The organism is Bacillus sp. MMSF_3353, assembly GCF_030733445.1.
GTDB classification, from domain to species: domain Bacteria; phylum Bacillota; class Bacilli; order Bacillales; family Bacillaceae_G; genus Bacillus_A; species Bacillus_A wiedmannii.
Window position 1 is genome coordinate 101,090 of record NZ_JASHJA010000008.1, and the last position, 26,628, is coordinate 127,717.

13 protein-coding genes and 1 pseudogene are annotated in these 26,628 nt (G+C 33.1%); 8 read left to right on the top strand and 6 right to left on the bottom strand.

The window, feature by feature from the left end; translation table 11 throughout:
* Positions 1 to 375: 375 nt before the first annotated feature.
* The 6 genes from RBB48_RS18400 to RBB48_RS18425 all read left to right on the top strand — a co-directional run bounded on the left by RBB48_RS18400 (position 376) and on the right by RBB48_RS18425 (position 18,372).
* Positions 376 to 2,322, top strand: a complete 1,947-nt coding sequence (locus RBB48_RS18400; protein WP_306007957.1) for a bifunctional metallophosphatase/5'-nucleotidase — start codon at positions 376 to 378, stop codon at positions 2,320 to 2,322.
* A gap of 893 nt (positions 2,323 to 3,215) precedes the next feature.
* The gene (locus RBB48_RS18405; RefSeq protein ID WP_087984479.1) at positions 3,216 to 4,919 is read left to right on the top strand and encodes a M4 family metallopeptidase; all 1,704 of its coding nucleotides are present in this window, start codon (positions 3,216 to 3,218) and stop codon (positions 4,917 to 4,919) included.
* A gap of 485 nt (positions 4,920 to 5,404) precedes the next feature.
* On the top strand, positions 5,405 to 7,969 hold the full coding sequence (gene pulA, locus RBB48_RS18410; protein WP_306007958.1) for a type I pullulanase: 2,565 nt from the start codon (positions 5,405 to 5,407) through the stop codon (positions 7,967 to 7,969).
* A gap of 872 nt (positions 7,970 to 8,841) precedes the next feature.
* Positions 8,842 to 9,819, top strand: coding sequence for a SagB/ThcOx family dehydrogenase (locus RBB48_RS18415; protein WP_061672242.1), 978 nt, complete (start codon positions 8,842 to 8,844; stop codon positions 9,817 to 9,819).
* Between the two features lie 32 nt (positions 9,820 to 9,851).
* Complete coding sequence (locus RBB48_RS18420) at positions 9,852 to 16,862, top strand: non-ribosomal peptide synthetase (protein ID WP_306007959.1); 7,011 nt, start codon at positions 9,852 to 9,854, stop codon at positions 16,860 to 16,862.
* A gap of 55 nt (positions 16,863 to 16,917) precedes the next feature.
* Complete coding sequence (locus tag RBB48_RS18425) at positions 16,918 to 18,372, top strand: pyridoxal phosphate-dependent decarboxylase family protein (protein ID WP_262719965.1); 1,455 nt, start codon at positions 16,918 to 16,920, stop codon at positions 18,370 to 18,372.
* A 111-nt stretch (positions 18,373 to 18,483) separates the two neighbouring features.
* On the opposite strand, the gene RBB48_RS18430 is transcribed toward RBB48_RS18425, so the two are convergent.
* Positions 18,484 to 19,440: an alpha/beta hydrolase gene (locus RBB48_RS18430; RefSeq protein ID WP_097857633.1), complete on the bottom strand. Its 957-nt coding sequence runs from the start codon at positions 19,438 to 19,440 to the stop codon at positions 18,484 to 18,486.
* 312 nt (positions 19,441 to 19,752) lie between these two features.
* Positions 19,753 to 19,920 (bottom strand): hypothetical protein, encoded by a 168-nt coding sequence (locus tag RBB48_RS18435; RefSeq protein ID WP_162862808.1) that lies wholly within the window; start codon positions 19,918 to 19,920, stop codon positions 19,753 to 19,755.
* A 155-nt stretch (positions 19,921 to 20,075) separates the two neighbouring features.
* Here RBB48_RS18435 and RBB48_RS18440 point away from each other — a divergent pair.
* A pseudogene (locus RBB48_RS18440) lies at positions 20,076 to 21,506 on the top strand (ABC transporter permease).
* An 11-nt stretch (positions 21,507 to 21,517) separates the two neighbouring features.
* Positions 21,518 to 22,195, top strand: a complete 678-nt coding sequence (locus RBB48_RS18445; RefSeq protein ID WP_306007960.1) for an ABC transporter ATP-binding protein — start codon at positions 21,518 to 21,520, stop codon at positions 22,193 to 22,195.
* 295 nt (positions 22,196 to 22,490) lie between these two features.
* Here RBB48_RS18445 and RBB48_RS18450 read toward each other — a convergent pair whose 3' ends face one another.
* From RBB48_RS18450 to RBB48_RS18465, 4 genes are all read right to left on the bottom strand, one after another.
* Entirely contained in the window at positions 22,491 to 22,673 is a 183-nt protein-coding gene (locus tag RBB48_RS18450; RefSeq protein WP_060486771.1) for a hypothetical protein, read from the bottom strand.
* A 328-nt stretch (positions 22,674 to 23,001) separates the two neighbouring features.
* Positions 23,002 to 23,934, bottom strand: coding sequence for a class A beta-lactamase (bla, locus tag RBB48_RS18455; RefSeq protein WP_088609381.1), 933 nt, complete (start codon positions 23,932 to 23,934; stop codon positions 23,002 to 23,004).
* Between the two features lie 357 nt (positions 23,935 to 24,291).
* Positions 24,292 to 25,764 carry a sensor histidine kinase gene (locus tag RBB48_RS18460; RefSeq protein WP_088609380.1) on the bottom strand — a complete coding sequence of 491 codons (1,473 nt, stop codon included), beginning with the start codon at positions 25,762 to 25,764 and terminating at the stop codon, positions 24,292 to 24,294.
* Entirely contained in the window at positions 25,757 to 26,422 is a 666-nt protein-coding gene (locus RBB48_RS18465) for a response regulator transcription factor (protein ID WP_000800743.1), read from the bottom strand. The genes RBB48_RS18460 and RBB48_RS18465 overlap by 8 nt, the downstream gene beginning before the upstream one ends.
* Positions 26,423 to 26,628 lie beyond the last annotated feature (206 nt).

A 26,628-nucleotide genomic window follows, 5' to 3' on the forward strand; every position in this document is an offset into this window, starting at 1 on the left:
GAAGAACGGGGTTATTATTTTTGGAAGTGATCTCAGCATTTTCATTTAGAAGGAAATAAATTAGCAATGAAATCCGAAAATGTAATCAGCATTACACACTATATCTTTAAGTTATAATGATTTCCGGAAATGAGTTATATGTCCATAATTTTGACAGTACATATACATCTACCGTTGGTTTAGCGCTCTTCACACGTTGGAGGAAGAAGTAAATACTATTCTGCTAGGGGGTATATGCATTTTATTCTCTATATTTTCACAGCAGAACCACCTCCAAAATTTTCTTTTGCAGTTGAAGTTTTCCGAATAATAAGTTACATTTTTAAAGTTCAAGCAACTTTATGAAAGTACAAAAAGGGGAGAAATATTGTTATTATGCAAAAAATGAAATGGAAGAACTATTTATGTTATTTTGTTATTTTTATACTTCTTGGAACAGCAGTAACAGTCAAACCATCTATCTCAAAAGCTGAGGAATCTGATGTTAATATTACACTGTTAGGTACTGCCGATATTCATGGTAGATTTATGCCTTGGGATTATGCGCTTGATGGTGCAAATACGAGTGGAAGTTTAACGCAGCTTTATACGGTTATAAAGAAGGTGCGTCAAGAAAATCCCAATACCATATTAGTAGATGCTGGGGATACAATTCAAGGAAATTCAGTAGAGTTATTCAATGATCAGCCACAATCGCCAATGATGGTAGCGATGAATGCAATGGAATATGACGCCTGGGCATTTGGAAATCATGAATTTAACTTTGGATTAGATACATTGAAAAAAGTTAGTGAGCAATATAAGGGCAAGACACTAGCAGGAAATATTTATAAGGAAAATGGAGAGCGTTTTCTTCCTGCATATACAATTGTTGAAAAAGGTGGAATTAAAGTCGGGATTATTGGTATGAATACACCAATGATTAGTGATTTTGAAAAAGGGACAGATCATTTGGATGGTTTAGTTGTGAAAAATCCAGTAGAAGAGACAAAAAAGGCAATTAAAGAATTAGAAGGTAAAGTAGATGTAATGGTAGGCGTTATGCATATGGGACTAGAAAATGAGAATGGAATCCCTGGTACTGGTGTTCAAGATATTGCGAATGCTTGTCCGGAACTAAGTGCTATTTTTGCAGCTCATATGCATAAACTTGTTAAAAAAGAAGTTGTAAATGGCGTTATTATTACAGAACCAGATAAATATGGAACACATATCTCACGTATTGACCTTACTTTTACAAAGCAAAATGGAAAGCTGGTTTTAAAAGATAAAACTGCTACAGCTATACCTGTAAAAAATACTGATGGAACAACAATAGTATCTGATCCTACACTTGAAGACACACTGACACCTTTTCACGAGTATGCGAGAGGAGATGCAAATGTTGTTGTCGCTCAATTAAAGGGTAGAAACCTTGTTCCTGAAAATGAAATAAAGGGTATTCCAAGTGTGCAGATTCAAGAGACACCTTTATCAGATTTCTTTCATGAAGTCATGCTCTACTACAGCAAAGCAGATGTAGTCGCCCATCAAATTGATAACGATAATGCCCGTTTGGATGTAGGTCCTATTAAGAAGAAAGATATTGCGTATAACTATCAATATGTTTTGGGAGAAATTACAGTATATAAGGTAACTGGGAAAGACTTAAAAGACTATATGGAATGGGCGGCAGGGTACTTTAACTCATCTCGTGCCGGAGATGTAACAGTTAGCTTTGATAAAACCCGTCGTGCTTCTAAATACAGTACGAACGATTTCTTTGGAGGCGTAAAATACGAAATTGACTTAACAAAACCCTATGGAAGTAGAATTACAAATTTACGCTCTATTCGTACAAATAAACCAATTAAAATGAGCGATGTTATGACGCTGGGAATGAATGCTTATAGAATGGAGGCTCTTCAGGCGAAAGGTGGAGCTTTAGAGGGGCGTAAGTTTGAACAAATATGGTCATCTAAACAAGAGAATGCATTTGGGGAAACTGGTGGCACCATTCGTAACCTTGCTATTACATATTTAAAAGAGGTAAAGAATGGTATATACACACCAAAAGTTATGCATAATTGGAAAATTACTGGGGTGAATACACATTCTTCAGAGCACAAGGCTGTAGTGGATCTTGTGAATAAAGGGATTTTAGAAATTCCAAAAACAGAAGATGGAAAATATATAAATATAGCATCTATAAATACTAAAGATTCAATTACAAAAGAAGAGATTGTAGCACTCTCACAAAAAGTTAATATTAATCCAAATCAGTTTAATCATGTAAAAAGAAAAGGTGAATTTTACAAAAAACTTAGTAGGATAATTAAATAAATATAAAATAGATAGCTCTCGTGCAAAGAACTATTAAACTTGGACATACCATTATCCTAAAAAAGTCTGTGATCGGTATGGAAATATAAAGAATCAACAATAAAAAATCCCCTGGATCATTAAACAAATCCGGGGGATTTTTTATTTGAATAATTATGGTTTTATTTCTTACTATGCATATTTATAATATGCTTTAAAAGAACATACCTTGAGCTAATAACATGCAATAGATGTGTCCTTTACTATATTTAAATGGGAGACAAATTAAAGATATTTTTGACAAAATAAAAAAGCCTGAAACTCATATGAGACTTCAGCTATCTCATAACGTTACAATCCATCTTTGCAGCTATAGACATACATAACAACATTATATTAAAAAATCTAAATTGTAGATGCGCTGCTTCACTACAGTATTTATATACTATATACATCATAAAACAAAACACGCACTTTCTTTTTCTTGTTTATCAAGGTCATTAGTATTCATTTGATCCATCTTTATCCTAAATCAACTTCATGTCCGAAATATAAGTTTAAATAAGTAATATAAATTATAAGATGTCCTATAACAATTTTTATTTTAATAGCATTAAACCTACTCTTAAAATAGTAAAGAGTGGGTTTTTATGTTGTTATTTAGATGTAAGGGCACTTTGATTAGAATGAATATAGATAATTAACAACTAACCAATTGGATGAGCGCCTAAAAGAGCTCTTTTTTATTGAAATTAATATACATATATGTGTCGTTCTTTATTTATATCATCGACCACATATATGTAATTTTGCATAATGTTACATAAACTGTGTATTTTCCCTTTTTTTCGACAGAAACAGGAAGTATACTTTGTACAAGCTTTCTATTTCAAAAATTATACGAGGTGAACAAAATGAAAAACAAAAAGACATTAACTAAGGTAGCATTAACAACAGGTTTAGCTTTAACGGCTGTTGCACCATACGGAGTAGGTTATGCAGAGGAAACAGATCAACTTCAAGTTCAAATTCAGGAAGAATCGTTCCGTTCGGGTGAACTTACACAACCGTCACAAAAGGCACCAGAGAATGTAGTAAAAGATGCTCTTAAGGAGAAAACAGAACAAGCTCTTTCTCCAAAGCAAGTCAATGGAGAAACAGGAGTAGATTATAAAGTTCTTCAAAAACGTGGTTCATATGATGGGACTACACTTGTACGTATTCAGCAAACATACGAAGGAAAAGAAGTATACGGCCATCAATTAACTGCACACGTAGATAATAACGGTGTTATTAAAAGTATTTCAGGCGATAGTGCGCAAAATTTAAAACAAGAAGAATTGAAAAAAACTATTAATCTATCAAAAGATGAAGCAAAACAATATATTTATACGAAGTACGGGAACGATATCAATTTTATTTCTGAGCCCGAAGTTAAAGAAGTTATTTTTGTTGATGAAAATAATGGACAAGCTAGCAATGCATACCAAGTTACATTTGAAGCTGCAACACCAAAATATGTTTCCGGAACTTATTTAGTAAATGCACAAAATGGTGATATGTTAAAAAATATGGTACAAGAATCTAACTTAAAAGCAAGTGAAAAACTAGTTGGAGCATTAAAGAAAAGTAAAAAAAGCAATCTTACATCATTAACTGGAACAGGAAAAGATGATTTAGGTATATCACGTACATTTGGAATCTCTCAACAAAGTAATGGAAAATATGCTCTTGCTGATTATACAAGAGGGCAAGGAATCGAAACATATGATGTGAATTATAGAGACATTACTAAAGAAGAAAGCTATTATCCTGGTACATTAGCAACTAGTACTTCGACAACATTTAACGATCCAAAAGCAGTAAGTGCTCATTACTTAGCAACAAAAGTATTTGATTTTTATAAAGATAAATACAAGCGTAATAGCTTTGATAATAAGGGACAAAAGGTAGTTTCAGTTGTACACGCTTGGGATTCTGGAGATACGAATGATCCGAAAAATTGGCAGAATGCATTAAGTGCGAATAATGGAAGTATGCTTGTATACGGAGATCCTATCGTCAAGGCATACGACGTAGCTGGCCATGAATTTACACATGCAGTTACTTCTAGCGAATCTAATCTTGAATATTACGGTGAATCTGGTGCGATTAATGAGGCGCTATCTGATATTATGGGAACATCTATTGAGAAATACGTAAACAATGGAAGTTTTAACTGGACTATGGGAGAACAAACTGGATCTGTTTTCCGTGATATGGAAAACCCGGCTTCTGTTCCATCTTCACTTGGAGTACCTTATCCAGATGATTACAGTGAATTTAACGATTTTAATGGATGGGATCAAGGTGGCGTTCATTTTAATTCAAGTATTATCAATAAAGTTGCGTATCTCATTGCAAAAGGTGGAACTCATAACGGTGTAACTGTTAAAGGGATTGGTGAAGATAAAATGTTTGATATCTTCTATTATGCAAATACAGATGAGTTAAACATGACTTCTAATTTCAAAGAGTTGAGATCAGCATGTATTCGAGTGGCAACGAATAAATATGGAGCAAATACTGCTGAAGTTCAAGCGGTTCAAAAGGCATTTGATGCAGCAAAAATTAAGTAAGTTAGAAATATAGTTTTCATTCATATATTATTACATTATGAAAAACAGCTACTGTCATTTTAAAGATAGTAGCTGTTTTTTTATACAGCAATGTATGATTGAAAATACAATTAATAAGCAATAATTAGGTTGTCTATCTTTATGAAGTTACGAAACATATATAAGGTTTAAAGTGTATAAAAACAGAAAATTAATAATATATTGACCTCTTAATAGAAAGTGCTATAAAATGAAAGCGATAACAAACGATTGCTTTAAAATGATTTCCTTGATCTTTTAGTATTTACAAATATATGAAGACATAAATAAACCTATTTTTTTAAACATTAATGCAAACGTTTTCGTATTAAAAGATCATTGAAATACATATGTGAAAATAGCCAATATGGGGGTGAAGTAAAAGAGAGTTCTAGATTAATTTAAGTAGTGTAATTTAGTACGAGCATAATAAATTGTACGTACTATTTAAAGAAAGGGTGTATGTGGTGCAAATGATAAAAAGATTAATTAACAAATCAGTTTTATTACTTACTATAATCGTTATGTTATCATCTGTTTTCTCTTTTCAAAGTGTAAAGGCAGTTTCAAATTCGAAAACAACTGAAGTTATCATTCATTACAAAGAACAGTCTGGAAATACAAAGGATTGGAACCTTTGGTTATGGGGAGAAAATGCGAATGGTAAATCATATGAATTTACTGGTGAAGATGAATTTGGAAAGTACGCTAAGATTAATATAGATGATGACTATAATCGTGTAGGATTTATTATTCGTACAAATGAGTGGGAAAAAGATGGTGGCGATCGTTGGATTGAAAATATAAAGGACGGTCGTGCTGAAGTGTGGATTCTTTCGGGTGATGATAAAGTATATACTTCTAAGCCTTCTTCGGATCTATCAATTCAAAAAGCAACTATTGATAGTTTTAATGAAATCACTGTAACGACTAATGTTCCGTTTAATAGTAAGGAACAGAAAATTGAAATTGAGGGCATTAAAATTAAGGAAATTAATCCTTTTGATAAAAATGGTGGAGATATTACAAATAAGGTGAAAATAATTACGGAACAGAAAATTGATTTAAAACAGACATACAAAGTTAAAATCGAAAACGTAGCTGATACGTATACCGAAATCGGTAAAGTCATTCGTAGTGCGGAGTTTGATCATTCATTTTATTATGGTGGTAACGATTTAGGTAATATATATACACCACAACATACAAAGTTCCGTGTATGGGCTCCTACTGCGAGTGAAGCGAAGTTAGTTACATATAAAAAATGGAACGATAAAATAGGTACTGAAATAAACATGCAACAAAGTGAAAAAGGCACTTGGAAAGCAGAACTTACAGGGAACCAAAAAGGTCTCTTTTATACGTATAAGGTGAAAATTGGTGATAGGTGGACAGAAGCAGTTGATCCGTATGTGCGTGCTGCTTCTGTAAATGGAGATAAAGGTGCAGTTGTTGATTTAGAAGAAACAACTCCTGAAAAATGGAAAAAGAACAAAAAGCCAAAATTTAAAAATCCGGAAGATGCAATCATTTATGAATTGCATGTACGTGATCTTTCTATTCAGCCCGAAAGTGGTATAAAACATAAAGGAAAATATTTAGGTGTAACTGAAAAAGGAACAAGAGGGCCTAAAGATGTGAAAACAGGACTTGATCATATGAAAGATCTTGGTGTTACGCACGTACAGCTTTTACCGATATTTGATTATGCTTCAGTAAATGAAGAGAATTTAAACGAACCACAATATAACTGGGGATATGACCCGAAAAACTTCAACGTTCCAGAGGGATCCTATTCTACAAATCCATATGAACCAACTGTTCGAATAACCGAATTAAAGCAAATGATTCAAACACTGCATGATAATAATCTTCGTGTTGTGATGGATGTAGTATATAACCATATGTATAATGCTGCTGAATCTAATTTTCATAAGTTAGTTCCAGGTTATTATTATCGTTACAATGAAGACGGAACATTTGCAAATGGAACTGGAGTAGGAAATGATACAGCTTCAGAACGGAAAATGATGAGGAAATTTATGGTTGACTCCGTCACATATTGGGCAAAAGAATACAATTTAGACGGATTCCGTTTTGATTTAATGGGTATTCATGATTATGAAACGATGAATGAAATACGTAAAGCTGTCAATCAAATTGACCCTTCTATTATACTGCATGGAGAAGGTTGGGATTTAAATACACCTCTTGCAGCTGAATTGAAAGCAAATCAAAAAAATGCAGTGAAAATGAAAGGGATTGCTCATTTTAACGATAATATACGTGATGGATTAAAAGGTAGTGTATTTGAGGAAAAGGAAAATGGATTTGTAAATGGAAAGGAAAACATGGAAGACCGTATTAAAAAAGGGATTACGGCAGGCATTGACTACGATATAAATTCGTCTACGTATAAAGATCCGGAGCAGGTGCTAACTTATGTGGAAGCACATGATAATCATACATTATGGGACAAACTTGAGTTGACTAATTCGAGTGATAGTGAAGAAGTGCGAAAACAAATGCACAAATTGTCTTCTTCGATTTTATTAACATCACAAGGTATCCCATTCTTACATGCAGGACAAGAGTTTATGCGTACGAAATATGGTGATCATAACAGTTACAAATCTCCTGATTCAATTAACCAAATGGACTGGTTGCGCCGTGCAGCATTTAATAATGAGGTAGAATATATGAAGGGCTTAATAGATTTACGCAAAAAGTACTCAGCTTTTCGAATGACATCTGCAGAACAAATAAAAAAACATATAGCTTTTATGGATACTCCCAAAAATGTTGTGGCTTATTCAATAAAGGGAAATGGGAATAAAAATGAATACTTTATGGTGACTCACAATGCAAATAGGGAAGCCGTTGACATAACACTTCCATCGAAAGGTCCGTGGAAAGTACTAGTAGACGGAAAACAGGCAGGTAGTAAAACACTTTACGTTGTCCATGATAATAAAATTAAAGTTCCTGCATTAAGTTCACTAGTTTTAAAAACGGAGAAACCAATTAAATAAAAGCAAATAATGTGGAAGTATATATAGAATTGAGTAATTTAAATACGGATTATAAATTCAAAAAGCGAAGTGACGGTTATTTTCACTTCACTTTTAAAGTTCATGTAATATAATTTCACATACTGTAATTATATTATAAATTAATAAAAGAGATAGGCAAGGAAACATTGCTATTATGATAGGAGGAGGCGAAGATACCTTGATGTTTATCAATAAAATTATCTAAAATACATTCTTAATTTATATAATTTTTATTACATATTCGAACATATAACGGGCTAGATGTTCGAGTTGTATTAATTTCTACAAATTGTTTAAAGATAAAAAAGGCTTAAAAAGTATATGGCATAAAAAAGAGAAAAGACACCTTAAATGGTGTCTTTTCTCTTTTTTAAATACGATATGTTAGTAACTCACTTGTATGTAATAGTACGTTACATTTTTAAACTAACTTCAAAAGAAAAATTTTAAAATTTTTTCTTAATCTATATGTAATAAATATCACGAGAAAATTTTATCGATATAACAAATAAAACTTTCTCAATATTAATATGTTTAATATCTATACCCATCTGCTTTCCAATCCATTACAATAATTTCACATTGCAAATGCGTCAATGTTCTTAACATTCTAAATGGTTTATACCTTATAGGATTACTATGGGAAAGGATGTGAAATATCTAATAAAAAAACACTTTTTATGATGAAATAAAAAAAATTAATGAAGAAAAAGTTATTTCATTATTTTCAAGTTTCGTTGAAGTGCATGTATTTATAATCACTATGAGACAAGGATCAGAATCTAAAAAATATTTTTTGTAGATTAGAAAATTGCATTTCAAAAATAAGTTAAAAGTTTATGGAGGGTTATATGAACGAGAAAATTTATTACTGGTCTCCTATTAAGCATTGGGAAAAGTTGCATAATGAAGTTTTGATAGGGGAAATGAGATTTACAGGCATTCTGTCTGAGTGGTTTCCTGAGTTTTATTTTATGGCTCAAAAAGGTGTAAAAATTAGTAAACTAGTAGAGCGCTTTTCTTTAGGAAATATAGAAGAGACACAAAAAACAATAGAGCTTATGATAAAAAATCGTGTGTTAGTAAGTAACATATTACACCCAAGAGAAGTATTTTCCACACAAGAAAAGATTTTTCCGAATCCATATAGCAACCAGATTCGCTTTTCTAAAGAAGAGTTAGATACGTATATGCGTGAACAATTTAATCGAACGCACGTTGCTGCGCGATCAACCGAAATTCAACTTGAAACAACAAATGAGCTACCCACTATAATCAAGGAACGTAGGTCTTGTCGCCAATTTGATATGAAAAAACATATTAATTTTTTAGAATTTTCCCATTTCATATCAACTCTAAAACAGGTTAGGGAAGAAAAAATATACTATCATTACGCAAGTGCAGGCGGACTCTACCCTATTGATATCTTTGTTTATATAAAACCAAAACGTATAGAAGGTATAAAAGCTGGGTTTTATTATTATAACCCATCAAAAAATAGTCTTGTGATTGTAAACAACATTGATCAAGTAATCAAAAGTGATCATGAGTTAATTAACCAGGATTTATTTACTCAATCTGCTTTCTCAGTTTATTTGGTTTATAATGCGAACGCTTCCATCCCGAAATACGGTTCAGATGGATATTTATTTGCTTGTATTGAGTCAGGCATTATCACTGCTACCTTAAATATGGTTGCTGAGACATTAAATTTAGGCGTTTGTTCAGTTGGTCATATGAAATTTGAAGAGATTCAGCAATTTTTATGTTTGGATAACCATCAAGTATTTCTCCATGGGCTTGAAGTTGGCCTGAAAATTAACGAATAGAAGAAATGAATATTAGGGGGATAAAGATAAACATGCACATTAAAGATCGAAGTTCTATTCATGGAAATAAAGGGGTAGAAGCGTTTTGGAAGGAGCAATTATCTTCCGAGGTTCTTGATTTTTCTATATTTAATAGTGATTACCAACTAAATAAAGAAAATCCTTGTGAGCACGTTCAAATCATAATGAATGTAGAGTTGAGTAAAAGTATACAAAAAGAAAGTAAGTCTCAAGATTTATTATTATTTAGCTGGTTACAGGCCGCGTTAAGGATTTGTTTGGCACACTATACAGATCAAGAAAGAATTACTATTGGTATTCCTGTAATCGAAAAAAATCTTGAAAAAAGCGAGAATCTTAATAAATTGATTCCTTTAGGAAGTGAAATCCATCCGCATCATAGCTTTAAACAAGTAGTGAATCAGATTGAAGAAACGACTTTATTCGGGTATGACAATCAGGGGTATCCACTCTCTGAATTATTAGTGGAACATCCTTTAACTCCTTTTCAAATTATTATTGGGATGGAAGGGTTACATAATAAAAATTCGATAGAAGAATATGCAGAGAATAATTTAGCGGTTTGGATACAAAGAAAATGGAATGAAATACATAATGAATTTGAATTTCAAATTTCTTTCAAATCTCATTCGTTTTCTTCTTTGCAACAGTTTGCAAATTCGTATCTTTATATTTTAAAGCAAGTATTAAAAAATCCAAATTTGGCAGTGAAAGATACGTGTATTATTGCAGAAGAAGAGAAAGAGTTGTTAGAAGGATGGAATAACAGTCATACAAACATAGACTTGTCTCTAACATTTCAAGATTTGTTTGAAGAACAAGTGTTAAAAACCCCAGATCAAATCGCTGTTGTTTGTAATGATCAATATTTAACATATAAAGAATTGAATAAGAAAGCAAATCAATTGGCTTTTATTCTTCAAAGTAAAGGTGTATCCAAGGAAAGTATTATTGGGGTTATGGTAGACCGGTCATTAGAAATGATCATTGGCATGATGGGAATTTTTAAAGCAGGTGCAGCATATTTACCAATCGATCCTAACTATCCAAATGAACGAATTGAATATATGTTACAAGATAGTCAAGCAAAATGTTTATTGAGCAAGAGAACGGAAGTAGAGTTACCGCAATTTGCTGGTGAAGTGCTGTATCTTGATGAGGAACATCTCTTCCAAGGTGAAGAAAGTAATTTAATTCGGGAAGGCGATCCTAATGATTTAGCTTATGTCATTTACACATCAGGATCAACAGGAAATCCAAAAGGAGTAATGGTGGAACAGAAATCTCTTGTTCATTTTTTAAGTGCAATGAGAGAAAAAGTAAAAGATAATCAATCATTCTTGTTTCTTGCTAGTGTTTCTTTTGATATTTCCTTGTTAGAAATATGTCTTCCTTTAACACAAGGCTCGAAAGTAGTCATTGCTACAGAGGACCAGTTTGCAACAAAAGAATTGGCTCATTTGGTCAAAGTACATAAGGTAGATTTATGGGAATCAACGCCATCGCGAATGGAAGTGATTTTAAGTGATCCAGAAGGGGTAAATTTTCTGAAAGATTTAAAATCTATTTTGTTAGCAGGAGAAGCATTTTCCATTGATTTGGTTGAAAAAATTCGATGCATCAGTGAAGCGACAATTTTAAATATTTATGGTCCTACAGAAACAACCATTTGTGCAACAGTAAAGGATTTGAGCTCCGCCAAAGAAGTTACGATTGGAAGTCCCAATCCGAATTATCATTCCTATATATTGAATAAGTATGGTCAATTAAAACCATTTGGAATTCCGGGTGAACTCTGTATTGGTGGCGTGGCGGTAGCACGAGGGTATCTTGGGAAATCTAAACTGACAGATGAAAAATTTGTACCGAGTCCTTTTACTGCAGGAGAAATGATGTATCATACGGGTGATCTCGTTCGTTGGTTGCCTAATGGAGAACTTGAATATCTAGGTCGAATGGATCATCAAGTAAAAATTCGGGGATATCGGATTGAATTAAGAGAAATCGAAAGCCAGTTAAGGGAATATCCACAAATAAAGCAAGCTATCGTTGTTGATCAAGTATATGGAAATAGGAAATTATTAGCTGCGTACTATGTATCCGATAATAAGGTCTCTTTTGATGAAATCAGAAAATATTTAAGTGATAAATTACCTGAGTTTATGATTCCTGAAAAAATGATTCAGGTGGAAGAGATTCCGCTGAATCCAAATGGGAAAGTAGATAGGAAAAGATTATTAGATATAACACAAACGGATTATATATCAATTCCATACGTTGCACCGCGCAATGAAATTGAACAAACATTGGTGCATGCATGGGAAAAAGTTATGGAGATTGAGGGAATCGGTATTCATGATAATTTTTTTGCTTTAAAAGGAGAATCGATTAAAGCACTTCAGGTAATTAATTTATTAAGAAAAGACTGCTTAAAAATAAGTACAACAGATTTTTTTAAGCATCCTACGATTGCTCAACTTAGTTCTTGTGTAGAGGTAGAGCATAAAGGGGAAAACTTTGAAAATAGACCAACTCATGTTAAAGATTTGTCTAAGTCATTTCCATTAACAGAGGTTCAGACAGCGTACATGTTAGGGAGGAATTCACAGTTTGAATTAAGTGGTATTTCACCTCAAACATATTTTGAATATGAAACAAAATTGGATATTAATCGTCTTTCAAAAAGTTTTCAAAAGGTAATTCATCGTCATCCAATGTTGCGAGCTGTAATTTTACCAGAGGGAGAACAGCAAATATTACAAAGCGTTCCTGATTACGAGATTGAAATAGTTAGTCTCATAGATTTAGATGATAGGAATCAAAATGCTCGCTTACAAGAAGAACGTTCTCGAATGACTAACCATGTATTCCCTTTGGGGAAATGGCCTTTGTTTGAATTAAAAGCCTTTCTTTTAAAAGAAGACACGTATTTATTATGTTTTCGATACGATGCTTTATTAATGGACGGAGCAAGCATGAACATAGTTGGACAGGATTTGTTGCATTATTATTATAAACCAAATCAAAAATTAGAATCTCTATCTTTTGATTTTCAAGATTACATGTTTATCTATGATGAAATGGAACAAAGTGAAGAATATAAAACAGCAAAAGATTATTGGACAAGTAAGCTTCCTGACTTTCCATTTGCACCTTCTTTGCTGTTAAAAAAGGATCCAGCAGAGATTGCTACTCCTAAATTCCAATCACTTACTAAGATCCTGGACAATGAAAAGTGGACAAAGCTACGAAAGTTAGCACAAGAGAAAGAAGTAACTCCTTCCGCTCTGCTTTGTACAATATATGGTGATGTGTTGGCATATTGGAGTAATCAACGTAAATTTGCAATTAATTTGACTGTATTTAACCGTTATCCTGTTCATGAAGAAGTAGAACAGATTGTGGGAGATTTCACATCGCTTATTTTGTTGGATGTTGATGTAAAACCAGAGCAATCTTTCTTTACTAGAGTAAAAGAAACGCAATCTACTTTATTGGATGGCCTTGAACATCGTCATTACGATGGAGTTAACTTTATTCGAGATTTTACTCGATACCACCAAATGACGCCAAAAGCAGTTATGCCAATTGTTTTCACCTCGATGCTAGCAGGTGCGGGTTCGTTTGCTTGGGAACAGCTTGGTTCTCTTCGCCATATTCATGCTCGGACTCCACAAGTGTATTTGGATAATGTAGTAATTGAAAAAAATGGAGAGTTATTAATTAGCTGGAACTATGTTGAAGAGTTGTTTGATGGTGATGTAATAGAAGCAATGTTTTCCCAATTTGTTGACTTATTGGAACAATTAGTGAAACAAAGCGACGTAACATCTTTGCAGATGAAAGAATCGGATCAAACTTTAATTGAGCAATATAATAAAACAACTGAAAAAATACCTTTAACTACTCTGTATCAATTATTTACAGACCAAGTAAAACGTACACCGGATGAAGTAGCAGTGGTATTTGAGCAAGAATGGTTAACATACTCGGAACTTCATAAACGCTCCAATCAAATTGCGCATTTCTTAAAAGAGCAAGACATTGGTCTAGGTGACAAAGTGGGTCTTTTAGCAAAAAGACAAGTTGACACAATTGCTAATATGATAGGTATTTTAAAAGCAGGTGCCGCTTATGTTCCGATTGATCCCGATCATCCTTTAGATCGCCAAACATATATTTTAAAAAATAGCTCATGCAAACTTTTATTAGAACCTAGTCTTTATGAAGAAAAACATTTGTCATTATATACAACAGAAGATATGCCCGCTATTGCTGGTCCAGAAGATCTTGCCTATATCATATACACTTCAGGAAGTACAGGGAAACCAAAAGGAGTAATTATTACTCATCAAGCGGTTGCAAATACCATTCAAGACATTAATCAAAAATATCAGATAAATGAAGATGATCGTATTATTGGTATCTCTTCCATCTGTTTTGACCTATCTGTATACGATATTTTCGGAACGTTAAGCACAGGTGCAATGTTGGTAATGATTCGTGATCCAAGAAACATGCAAGAATTAATCCGTACCGTCGAGCGTAGAGGAATTACAATTTGGAATACAGTGCCTGCAATCATGGATTTGGCATTGGATCAAGTAGGTTCTCATTTTGAACAATCTTCTTTGCGTTTAGTTTTACATAGTGGAGACTGGATTCCACTTTCTTTGCCAGGAAAAATAAAACGGCATTTTCCAATTGCAGAAGTAGTTTCACTAGGAGGAGCAACAGAAGCATCGATTTGGTCAATTTATTATCCGGTCAAACAGGTGGAATCACATTGGAATAGTATTCCATATGGGATGCCTTTGGCGAATCAAACGTATTATGTGTTGAACTATGAAAAGAAAATGTGCCCTGTTGGTGTAATTGGGGATTTATATATCGGGGGAGTGGGCCTTGCTAAAGGATATTTAAATGACGAACAGAAAACGAATGCCGCATTTGTATCACATCCTGATTTTGGTCTTTTATACAAGACAGGAGATTGTGGAAAAATGCATCCTGAGGGATATATTGAATTTTTAGGCCGCCAAGATTATCAAGTGAAAATTCAAGGATATCGAGTAGAGTTAGAAGAAATTGCCCATTGTCTTCTAACTTACAAACAAATCGAACATGCTGTTGTAATTGATCAAACAGATGAGAATGGAATAAAATTTTTAGTTGCATATGTGGTAAATGAGCAAAATATTAGTACAACAGAACTACGAAAGTATTTGCGAGATCACTTGCCGGATTACATGATTCCTTCTTATTTTGTTTATTTGGAACAATTACCCTTGACTCCAAACGGGAAATTAGATAGAAAAGCGCTCCCTACTCCAGAGAAACAAAAAAATGAAGTATTTATTGCTCCAAAAACTGAAATGGAAAAAATATTAACTAGTGTTTGGCAAGAAGTACTCAAAGTAGATCGAGTTGGGGTAAATGATCATTTCTTTGCCTTAGGTGGAGATTCGATAAAAGCAATTCAAGTGTCCGTCAGACTATATAGACAAGGATTTGAGCTAGAGCCAAAAAATCTATTTTCATTTCCTATATTAGGGGACATGGTTCAATTTGTTAAAAAGCTAGACCATCTTTCAAGTTCACAAACAAATGATGTAAACAATATGAACGATAATAAAGCTACATTACTAAATGTTAAAGATAAACAACTTAATCAACATATACTTACCAAAATACAAGAAAAAATGCCGGATATAAATATAGAACGTATTTACCCATTAGTACCTTTCCAGAAAGTTATTTATGAACATGCTGCGACTGAACCGGATACAAATGCATATTTTGAACAAATAATTTGGTCACTTGAGGGGGAACTGGATATTGATCTCTTTATTCAGTGTTTCCAACAATTAATTAATCGTCATGATTCTTTAAGAACAATAATTGTGCAAGATGAACAAGCACAACCTTGGCAAGCTGTTCTACATGATGTTCAAATGATTTCAGAGATAAAAAAATTGGTTGATATGACGAAACAAGAACAGCAACAATTCCTAGACCATTGGATGAATGAAAATTTAAGTCGAGGATTTAAAAATGATGAACTCATGAACCGTCTCTGTATATTCCAACTAGGTAATAAGGAGCATAAGGTGGTTTGGAGTTCCCATCATCTGTTATGTGATGGTTGGAGCGTCAGCATTTTAATAGACGAATTATTCCAACTCTATGAAACAAAAAATGCCGGAACTATGGCGGATTTACCTATTGTAAAACCTTTTGAAACATTCATAAATTGGACTGTAGCACAAGATCATGAGAGAGCACGTCATTTTTGGCGCGATTATTTATCAGGGTACAATCGGAAAATTAGTATTCCTAAAAAGAAAGTAATAACTCAAAGTGAAGGGTTAAACTTCACATTTATGGATTTAACATTAAATAAGGATTTGACTAGTCAGTTACAGGCATTTGTAACAAAAAACAATATAACTATGAATACGGCATTACTAGCTGTATGGGGAATATTGCTTGGCAAATACAATGGAACAAGAGAAATAGTATTACCTAATCTCGTATCAATCAGACCTCCCGAAGTAGAAGGAATTGAAAATATGTTTGGTCTGTTCACAAATGTTTTGCCTATCCGACTAGCATGGACAGAAACGCAAACTTTTGTAGATTTCCTGCAAAAAGTACAACTAGAAACATTGAAGTGTAATGAGTATGCATATTATTCATTTGTTGATATACAAAAGCAAAGTGAATTAAAAACCGAGTTGACTGACCATCTTTGGGTTTTTGAAAACTATCCAACTAACCAAGCTATCTTCTCTTCAAATGAAAACAGAAATTTTGCTATCACAGATTACGAAGTTGTTGATGAGCCGCATGTAAAGTATGGAATTATGTGCTTCCCTGAAGAGACACTTACAATAAAGTTTGGATATAATCAAACCGTATATGAAGCAGCGACAATACAAGAAATATTGAATCACATCCATCAGTTAATCAACATGATTCTTCAAAATCCAATACAGGCAATCGGTGAATACAAATTATAAAAAATAAAAAGGCGAGAAAGAACTCGCCTTTTTAAATAGAATAGGGGTAAACCAAATGACAAAAAACCTGCAGTTATCAGCTGAAGAGATGCGTCAGTTAGGATATCAAGCGGTTGACTTAATTGTTGATCATATGAATCATTTAAAAAGTAAACCAGTTTCGGAAACGATTGATAGTAATATTTTTAGAGACAAGCTAATTGAAACGATTCCGGAAAACGGATCCAATCCAAAAGAGTTACTTCATTTCCTTAATAACAATGTGTTTAATCAAATTACTCATGTGGATCATCCTCATTTTATGGCTTTTGTGCCCGGTCCTAATAATTATGTTGGTGTAGTAGCAGATTTTTTAGCAAGTGGATTTAATGTATTTCCTACAGCTTGGATAGTAGGTGCAGGTGCTGAACAAATTGAATTAACGACAATCAACTGGTTAAAATCAATGCTAGGATTCCCTGATTCAGCAGAAGGACTATTTGTCAGTGGCGGTTCCATGGCTAATTTGACTGCACTTACTGTAGCGAGACAGGTCAAGTTGAATAATGACATAGAAAATGCGGTTGTGTATTTCTCTAACCAAACTCATTTTTCTGTAGATCGAGCACTTAAAGTATTAGGGTTTAAACATCATCAAATTTGCCGAATTGAAACAGATGAAGAGCTAAGAATTTCAGTTAGTACTTTAAAAAAGCAAATAAAAGAAGATCGATTAAAAGGGAAAAAACCATTCTGTGTTATTGCCAATGCAGGGACAACGAATTGCGGAGCGGTGGACTCTCTCGATGAATTGGCTGATCTATGTGGTGATGAAGATGTATGGCTACACGTGGATGGGGCTTATGGGGCTGCAGCAATTCTCAGTGAAAAAGGAAGGGAGTTGTTAAGAGGAATTCATCGTGCTGATTCTTTGACGTTAGACCCGCATAAATGGCTTTTTCAGCCTTATGATGTTGGTTGTGTACTCATTCGAAATAGCCAATATTTAAGTAAAACGTTCCGTATGATCCCAGAGTATATTAAGGATACGGAAACTAATTTAGAAGAAAAAGTGAATTTTGGGGAGCGCGGAATTGAACTTTCTCGTAGATTTAGAGCATTAAAGGTATGGCTTTCTTTTAAAGCATTTGGAATCACAGCTTTTCGTGAGGCAATAGATCATGGTATTATGTTGGCTGAACAAGTTGAAGAGTTTTTAAGGAAAGAAAAAGATTGGGAAGTAGTAACACCTGCTCAATTAGGGATTGTTACTTTTCGTTACATTCCTTGTGGTCTAACGTCTACAGATACAATTCATGAAATAAACAAAAAACTGGTGGAAGAAATTAATCAAAGAGGATTTTCTATGCTAAGTACGACTAGATTGAAAGAAAAAGTAGTAATTCGACTTTGCTCTATCAATCCAAGGACAACAATAGAAGAAATGCTTCAAATCATGATGAGCATAAAAGCAGTGGCAGAGGAAATAAACACTTCGTCTAAACATCTTATATCTGTTTCTCAGACTTGATATATTAGGTAAGTTTTACGTAATAATAGCCGATTTAAAAAAATCGGCTATTATATTTAAATAAATACTCACCAATGCAAACTATTCATGAATGTTTCTCTTGTAAAGGGATTAAGCTTCAACTTTAGATACTCTTTTGAAACCAGTTTTTATTGCTTGTACTATTTCGTTCACAGCGTAAATAGATACCTCGGCATTTGGATTCAATCCTTCAAACCAGTGATAGGCATTTGGATATAAATGAAATTCGACATCAACACCAGCTTGCGCTAGATTGCTTACATAGGTTAATGTTTCACTGCGGAATGGATCCAATTGACCAACAAATGTGTAGGTATATGGTAAGCCACTATAATCCTCAGCTCGAGAAGGTGCTGCATAGGCAGGGATTTGATCCGTTCCATACATTTCTCCTAAATACATTTTCCAACCAGCTTCATTTGCCTTTTGATTCCAAACAAATCCCTCTTTAATTTCATTGGCCGAAGGTGTATTATTTCGGTCATCAATCATTGGATAGAGTGGCATTTGTAAACAAATCGAAGGGTATTTTCGATCTCGGGCTAATAATGATAATGCTGCTGTTAGTCCACCTCCAGCGCTTACTCCTGCAACCCCAATTCGATTCGAATCAATGTTTAACAACTCTGCATTATCAGCAATCCATTTTAAAGCTGCATAACAATCTTCAATTGGTGCTGGGTAAGGATGTTCAGGAGCTAAGCGATAGTCTACAGATACGACCACACAGCGAGCTTCTTTTGCAAACCTCATACAAGTATCATCGTTATCATCTATAGAACCTAAGATATAACCACCACCATGTATCCATAATAAGACAGGTAAAGATTTATGATTTGATTTTGGACGATAAATTCTTAATGGTAAAGGATTAGCATCTGGTCCAACAATGACTTCATCTGTTAACGAAAGGGAGTCATCAACAACGGTAGGTGGTCTCATTTGAGCTATTCCTTCTCTAATTGATTGCAAGTTTTCCGGGCGTAAATCGAGATCTGGAAACATCTCTAACCCTTGTAATAATTCTGGATTTACTCTATTTTTCATTTGAGCACCTCTATTTGTAATTATTTTCAAATAAATGAAGTGTATTCTAAGTAGTTTAATTGTGAAAGAACACCATAATTAAATTGTAAATTGGATATGTTATAACAGTCAACAGAATATTCAGAAATAATAACCTTTCTCAAGAAGGAGTTTCACGCAACCAATAATACAAGTAGTGGATTTAGGAACAAAGTGTTTTCATGTCGTTGTATTTATGTACACTTAGTTTTCTAACTAAACCAAGTGATGATCTTTTTTATTTTAATGACATATTGCAAATGATACCTGTTCGAATTCATACTCGGTAAGAATTCATACATTTGTATTCCTTAAATGAAGGTTGATTAATTTTGGAATTGTATAAGAGTTATGTCTTACTTTATTAGTAGCCTCTTTAATAACTGTATGAAGTTCATCCGCTGAACCATCTTTATTTCCAGCTACATGTTTAATTGCATTCTCTCCGCAATATGCTTTCACAATTTCCTCATCAGTATTGATGATACAAAACTTTGCAATTGGACTTTAACTAACTACACATAAACTCCTTATATCTCTAGATAAACTACCGATTAGCTCCATATAGACTCTAGATAACATATATAGAATACAAGTTATCAAGGAGGTAAGAGAAAATGAATTTTATGAAACGCGCAATTCTCAGTATGAAAAAAAGGATAGGAACATCATTAATTTTGATGGCAGTATTTCTGATTGTTACAAATTTGGTTCTTTCAGGGTTCACAATCCAAAATGCATCAAAAAAAGCAGCGGATGCTGCAAGAAAAAAACTGGGCGCAGATGTTACTTTAGGTCTTGATTTTGACAAATTAGGTCAATAAGCTCGTGAAACTGGAGAAATGCCTAATCTGCCGAAGCTTAACACAAAAGAAGCAGATCAATTAGCGGAGTCAAAATATGTAAAAGACTATAATTACATAGGCAACACTTTTGGAATTTCTGATGGACTTAAACAAGTAGGAGCTTCAGATAGAGAAGACGAAGGGAAAGGTAAAGCGGGGATGGTGGCTGTACGAGGTGGTTCAAGTTCCGGTACAGAAATAGATATGAATGCTTCTTTTATAATTGAGGGAGTTCGCAAGACTGCATTACAAGAAAGCTTTAAAAACGGAAAAAGTAAAATCATTGATGGGAAACCAATTACAGAACAGATGAAAGATCAGAATGTAGCTTTAATGGAAAAACGATTAGCAGAATTAAACAATTTGAAAGTAGGAGACAAAGTAAAAGTGCAATCAGGGGATAAGAAGGAAACCCTCGAGATTGAAATTATCGGTATTTACGAAACGAATGAGCAAGCAATGGGTCAACAGGCTCCTCCTATTATGGATCCAGCTAATAAACTATATATACCGCATTCAACTATGAAAAAATTAGAAGTAGACCAAGGTATAAGTAGTGTTCAAGTCGTGTATTTCTTGAATGATCCACAATATATTGATGCATTTAAAAAAGAAGCAAAAAAATCTAATATTGATTTTAATTATTATAAATTAGATGCGCATGATTCATTGTACAAGCAAATGATTGGTCCTATCGAAAATATTTCTTCGACTTCTCAAATGATTATTTATATTGTTTCAATTGCAGGTGCGATTATATTAGGGTTAATCATTATGCTATCAATTAAAGGACGTCGTAAGGAAATGGGAATTCTGTTATCTATTGGAGAGAAAAAATGGAAACTGATGGCGCAGTTCGTAGTAGAAGTAGTATGTGTCGCTATTTTAGCATTTGGATTATCCATAACAACAGGAGCTAAGGTTTCTCAATATATCGGGGATAATTTACTTTCGAGTGAAATTGCTATTGCAAGCGAAGAAAAAGACAATTCACAAAATGGTAGTGTAATGATGGTTGGAGCTGGTGGTACTCCACAAAACCAAAATGAAGATCCAATTGATAAAATTGATGTAAGTGTAACAGGAGAGGATTTAGGGAAAATGGGAGGGATTGGACTAACTATTGCTATATTAGCAACGCTTCTTCCAGCATTATCTATTCTACGCTTAAATCCAAAACAAATTCTTTTAAAAGATGAATAAGGAGGCTCGATATGGAGACGATTTTACAATTTAAAAACTTAGATTATTATTATGAAAGTAACGGGAAAAAAGTAACGATACTAGATAATGTTAATTTTTCTTTTCAAAAAGGGCATTTTTACACGATTTTAGGGCCCTCTGGATCTGGCAAAACCACAACTCTTAGCTTAGGTTGTGGGCTGGACATACCTAAAAACGGTTATGTACTATACAATGGCAAGGATATTCGAAAAATTGGTTTGGATCGATACCGTAATCAAAATGTATCCGTAATTTTCCAATCGTATAATTTGATTACCTATATGACTGCTCTTCAGAATGTACTAACGGCAATGGAAATTACAGGTGTGAAGGTACATAATAAAAAAGCAAGAGCATTAGAATTATTAGAGAAGGTAGGACTCACAGAAGTAGAAGCGAAACGAAATGTCTTGCAACTAAGTGGCGGGCAACAACAGCGTGTAGCAATTGCTCGAGCATTATCTTGTAATGTTGATTTACTTATTGCAGATGAGCCGACAGGAAACCTCGACGAAGAAACAGCGATGGATATTATAGAACTGTTTCAAGAACTTGCACATAAAGAGAATAAATGTATTATTGTTGTAACGCATTCACAGGAAGTTGCTAAAAAATCTGATCGTGCAGTGTATTTAAGTAAGAAGAAGTTGGTCGTAAACCAAATCTAATACAAATATCTTAGCTTTTTAATTCACATAATTTTCAAAAACCATCCATTTCAAAAGCTTATACTTGATATATAATAAAATCAAGCCATAATCAAAATGGTCTCCCTGTACTGAATGTTAAAATAGTTTGTTGTTTCCTTTTTAACAATACTTGAAAAAGAACTTGTAGGATATTCTACCAGTTCTTTTTATTATAATTGGTTACCTATATCATGGGATAATCACACATAAAAAACGGGACATTACCTAGATATATAATCTAAATGCTGTCCCGTTTAACTGTGTATTTGTATAGTTATTGCAGAATTAAACCTACAATCATAATTAAACTAAATACTATCATCCAACCAAACGCACAATAGCCAAAAATTCTAATCCATTTAGGTAATTGATTCATGTTAATTTTATTTGAGGGAACTCCGTGCATAGAAAACACCATTTTTTGATCTCTATCCCTATTATTTTGTTGTTCATACATAACATCATCACCTTTCTAGAATAGTTGTATGTATAATATATCAGTCTGGAGAAAACTAAGTACCGAATATTAGACAAAATAAAAGTGATTCGACAAATATAGTGGATGGTTCTCTTTTCCAATACAGTATACTATATTTCAAAAAACGAAAATTTGATTACTCAAAAGCTATATATACTAAAGTATTTGCTCATTTAAAATATAGTAAACCTTTACCAAGAGATACTTATTATTCGATATTGATTAATTCGGATAAATTCACTAATACTTCTTAGCGTTTAGACACGTGTATGTCTTTCAAAATATAAGTACCGTAAAGTAGGAGTAATTATTTATTCGTTATTTTTAAAGCATTTAACGCTATTTTAGTTGCGTCTGCAATAAGTTTATCATCGTATTTCGCATCCTCTTTAGCATGATTAGAAAGTATCGCAAGTACAATTGGATTTTTATTTGGTGGCCAAATAATTGCGATATCATTCCTTGTTCCATAAGACCCAGAGCCAGTCTTATCGGCTACTTCCCATCCTGCTGGAACTCCAGCACGGATTAAGTTGTCTCCCGTAGTATTTCTTTTCATCAAATCTATTAAAAAGTTCCGTTTCTCAATTGGAAGGATATCACTTAGCGCATAAGTTTGAAGACTAGTAGCTAATGCCATTGCGGTACTAGTATCACGAGTGTCATCTGGCTGCACTTCATTTAATTCTGGTTCAAAACGTTCAGGATTTGTAACAGAATCTCCTATTTCTCTTAGTGATTTTTTGAATTCACTTGGCCCACCTAATTGTTTAAGAATAAGATTTTGTGCAGTATTATCACTATATCGAATGGAAGCATCTGCAAGCTCCTTCAGAGTCATACCTGTTCCTACATATTTTTCTGTAATTGGATTGTAGTTCACTAGATCTTTGCTGGTATACTTAATTTTTTGATCTAAATCTTCTATTGATTTCTTTTGTAACAGTGCTCCAACAGCAAGGACTTTGTGGGTAGATGCGTATGCAAAGCGTTCATCTGAACGATAAGTAACAGTTTGATTCGTACCTGTGTCCAATGCATAAATACCAAGTTTAGCATCATATTCTTTTTCAAGCTTTACAAAAGAATGCCTACTTATATTTTCTTGTTTGGTTTGTTTCGATGGTTCGGATTGAATATTACTATTGGAACAGCTTATAAGCATTACACATGAAAGTAATACTACAGGTAGCATCTTTTTATATTGTGCAATGTGAAAAACCTTCTTTGAAACTATCATACATTTTCAACCTCTTTCAAGAATATATGGATTTTGTATAAGTATTTTACATACCTATACAATTAACAAATGCACTGGATAGCACTTCTCTTGTATTTCTTGCATTACAAAATGAGAGGACTACCAAGAATACCTTTTTTATACGTAATAGACAATCTAAGTAACACATTTGTTCCATTTATGATTAAGGTTTTTAACATATCTATTAACTTTGTTTTTAAGCATCGCAAACTCCATTTTTTGAACTCCACTTAATAAAGTTGGATGGTAGAAATAAAGAGCTTAAAAAACGAAAAGTCCCCCTTATTGATTCCTAATAAGATTATACTTGCTACAAAAACAAACAAACTCGTCCTACTAAGAGGGGAGTTTGTTTGTTTGTTGTTTAGATAAAGGAATGTTCATGCAAAATTGCACACTATGTTCCATATTTTTTATAGAATACTTTATATTTAGCGTTTCAAGAATTTGTTTAACAATATATAGCCCCAAACCACTTCCGCCAGTATTTCGATTCCTTGATTTTTCAATTCGATAAAATGGTTTGAAAATTTGTTGTATATCTTCATCTTTAATATTGATACCTGTATTTATAATTTGCATTTTAATTTGACCTTGTTTAGAATCCTTACTTAACTTTATATAGACTTTTTCATTATGTGGTGAATACATAACTGCATTATGGATAATATTTTTACATGCTTTTTCAAAAAGAACACGATCTGTATAAACAGAAAGGTCAGAGTCAATTTCTTTTATTATTTGGATGCTTTTTTGAGAAGCGAAAAATTCGAGATCTTTTGTGATTGTACCTATTAACTTTGAAAGATTAACTTCTTCTATTTTTAGTTTAAAAGTGTGTTGTTCTAACTTTGACATACTTAAAATTTCACGAACTAATTGTTCCATACTTTCAATAATTTGATGATTTTTCTTTAAATATTGATCACGATTTTGATAAGGGCCAATATTGTATATCATCCCTTCTAAGTATCCTTTCATTACAGTAAGAGGGGACTTTAATTCATGTGCTACAATCGCAAAAAACTCTCTGCGTTTTGTTTCTATTTCTCTTTCTTTTTCAATATCATTTTTTAATTGTTCATTTGCTTTTTTTAAATCAAACATAGCTTGTTGTAAGTTAATAGACATGTCATTCAAACTATTAGATAATTCTCCTAACTCATCTGTAGAGCGAACCTCAATTTTTTCGGAGAAATCTAAATTTGCCATATTTTGTGCACCCTCGTTAATATAAATAAGTGGCTTTGTAATAAACCTGGAATAGAAATAAGCACTCCCTATACCAATTACGATCACAATGATACTAATATAGGGGAGAAAGCGCACTAATACTTGCGAAGCTTCATCAATCGGTTGAAATGTTGCGAACACTACAAGCGTTAAACTACCATCTTGGAATTGAATTGGTTCCGTAACATTATATGAATTGCTAATGGTACCTGCATTCTCAAATCTTGCTGCTTTAGTAACTACTGTTGTTTGTGTACCACTTTGAATAAAAGAAAATGAAGGCGAGTAAATAATTATTCCTTCTTTATTTTGAAGCGAAAGCATCGCGTTATTTTTTTTTGCGTATTCATCAAAAAGTGGTATCGCATCTTGAAACGTAAGATCTTTGGATTTATCAATTATTTCTTTTATCCCTGTTTGAAGTTGATCTGTTTTGTATTGCTCATAAAACGTAGGGAGAAAGAAATATAAAGTTAAATAAATCAACACTGCAAAGGATAACAAAATGAGAGATGTAGTCATAAAGAGTTTATAAGTAATTTGCTTCATCTTCATGATTTTTACAATTCTATTCATCAATTTTATAACCAATCCCCTTTATTGTTTTAATATAGGGGATAGCTAGTTTTTTACGTAGATTTTTAATATGTGTATCTATTATTCGTGTTTCTCCAAAATAATCGTATCCCCAAACTTTTTCTACGATATTTTCTCTTGTAAGTACTTTTCTTTCATTTTGAAATAGTAGTTGTAGAATTTCGAACTCTTTTGTCGTTAACAAAATTTCAACATCATTTACATATACTCTATATGCATCAACATCAATGCGCACTTCTTTAAATACCAAATAATTATTTACATTTTTATCATAACTTCTTCTAAGTACAGCTTCGACTCGTCTAATCAAAACATGAAACGAAAAGGGTTTTGTTATATAATCATCAATCCCAAGATCGAACCCTTTCATTTGATCTTCCTCTTCTTCTAACGCAGTTAGCATAATAATTGGTATGTTTGACTGACTTCGAATCATTTTAGCAACTTCAAATCCATTAAGATTGGGCATCATTACATCTAGAAGCACTAAATCAAAGGATTGCTTATTAAATTGTGTCATACCCTCTAGTCCATCTGAAGCAACTACCACTGTATACTGTTGTGTCATTAAAAATTGTTTAATTAATTCCTGAATTTCTTGATCGTCCTCAACCACGAGGATATGATAGTTTTTCATAATATCACCTCTGGTAGTCATTATAGCCGTACTATCTGTAGTTTATGTGGAGATACAGTAGGAAACTTCATAGGACGTTTAACGTAGTAACTCCATTTTCAAGATTGTGTATTCTCCACAAAAAAGTATTATTACCCATATTCCTTTTTTATGGAGAAATATTTGTGTGCTTGAAAAAACTTATTATATAAAAAGCTAAACGATTA

Bases quoted from the DNA above. Each gene is read 5' to 3' on its own strand.
- RBB48_RS18460 (WP_088609380.1), bottom strand. From the start codon at position 25,764: ATGAATAGAATTGTAAAAATCATGAAGATGAAGCAAATTACTTATAAA.
- RBB48_RS18425 (WP_262719965.1), top strand. From the start codon at position 16,918: ATGACAAAAAACCTGCAGTTATCAGCTGAAGAGATGCGTCAGTTAGGA.
- RBB48_RS18445 (WP_306007960.1), top strand. From the start codon at position 21,518: ATGGAGACGATTTTACAATTTAAAAACTTAGATTATTATTATGAAAGT.
- RBB48_RS18420 (WP_306007959.1), top strand. From the start codon at position 9,852: ATGCACATTAAAGATCGAAGTTCTATTCATGGAAATAAAGGGGTAGAA.
- RBB48_RS18415 (WP_061672242.1), top strand. From the start codon at position 8,842: ATGAACGAGAAAATTTATTACTGGTCTCCTATTAAGCATTGGGAAAAG.
- RBB48_RS18465 (WP_000800743.1), bottom strand. From the start codon at position 26,422: ATGAAAAACTATCATATCCTCGTGGTTGAGGACGATCAAGAAATTCAG.
- RBB48_RS18405 (WP_087984479.1), top strand. From the start codon at position 3,216: ATGAAAAACAAAAAGACATTAACTAAGGTAGCATTAACAACAGGTTTA.
- RBB48_RS18430 (WP_097857633.1), bottom strand. From the start codon at position 19,440: ATGAAAAATAGAGTAAATCCAGAATTATTACAAGGGTTAGAGATGTTT.
- RBB48_RS18450 (WP_060486771.1), bottom strand. From the start codon at position 22,673: ATGTATGAACAACAAAATAATAGGGATAGAGATCAAAAAATGGTGTTT.
- RBB48_RS18400 (WP_306007957.1), top strand. From the start codon at position 376: ATGCAAAAAATGAAATGGAAGAACTATTTATGTTATTTTGTTATTTTT.
- bla (WP_088609381.1), bottom strand. From the start codon at position 23,934: ATGATAGTTTCAAAGAAGGTTTTTCACATTGCACAATATAAAAAGATG.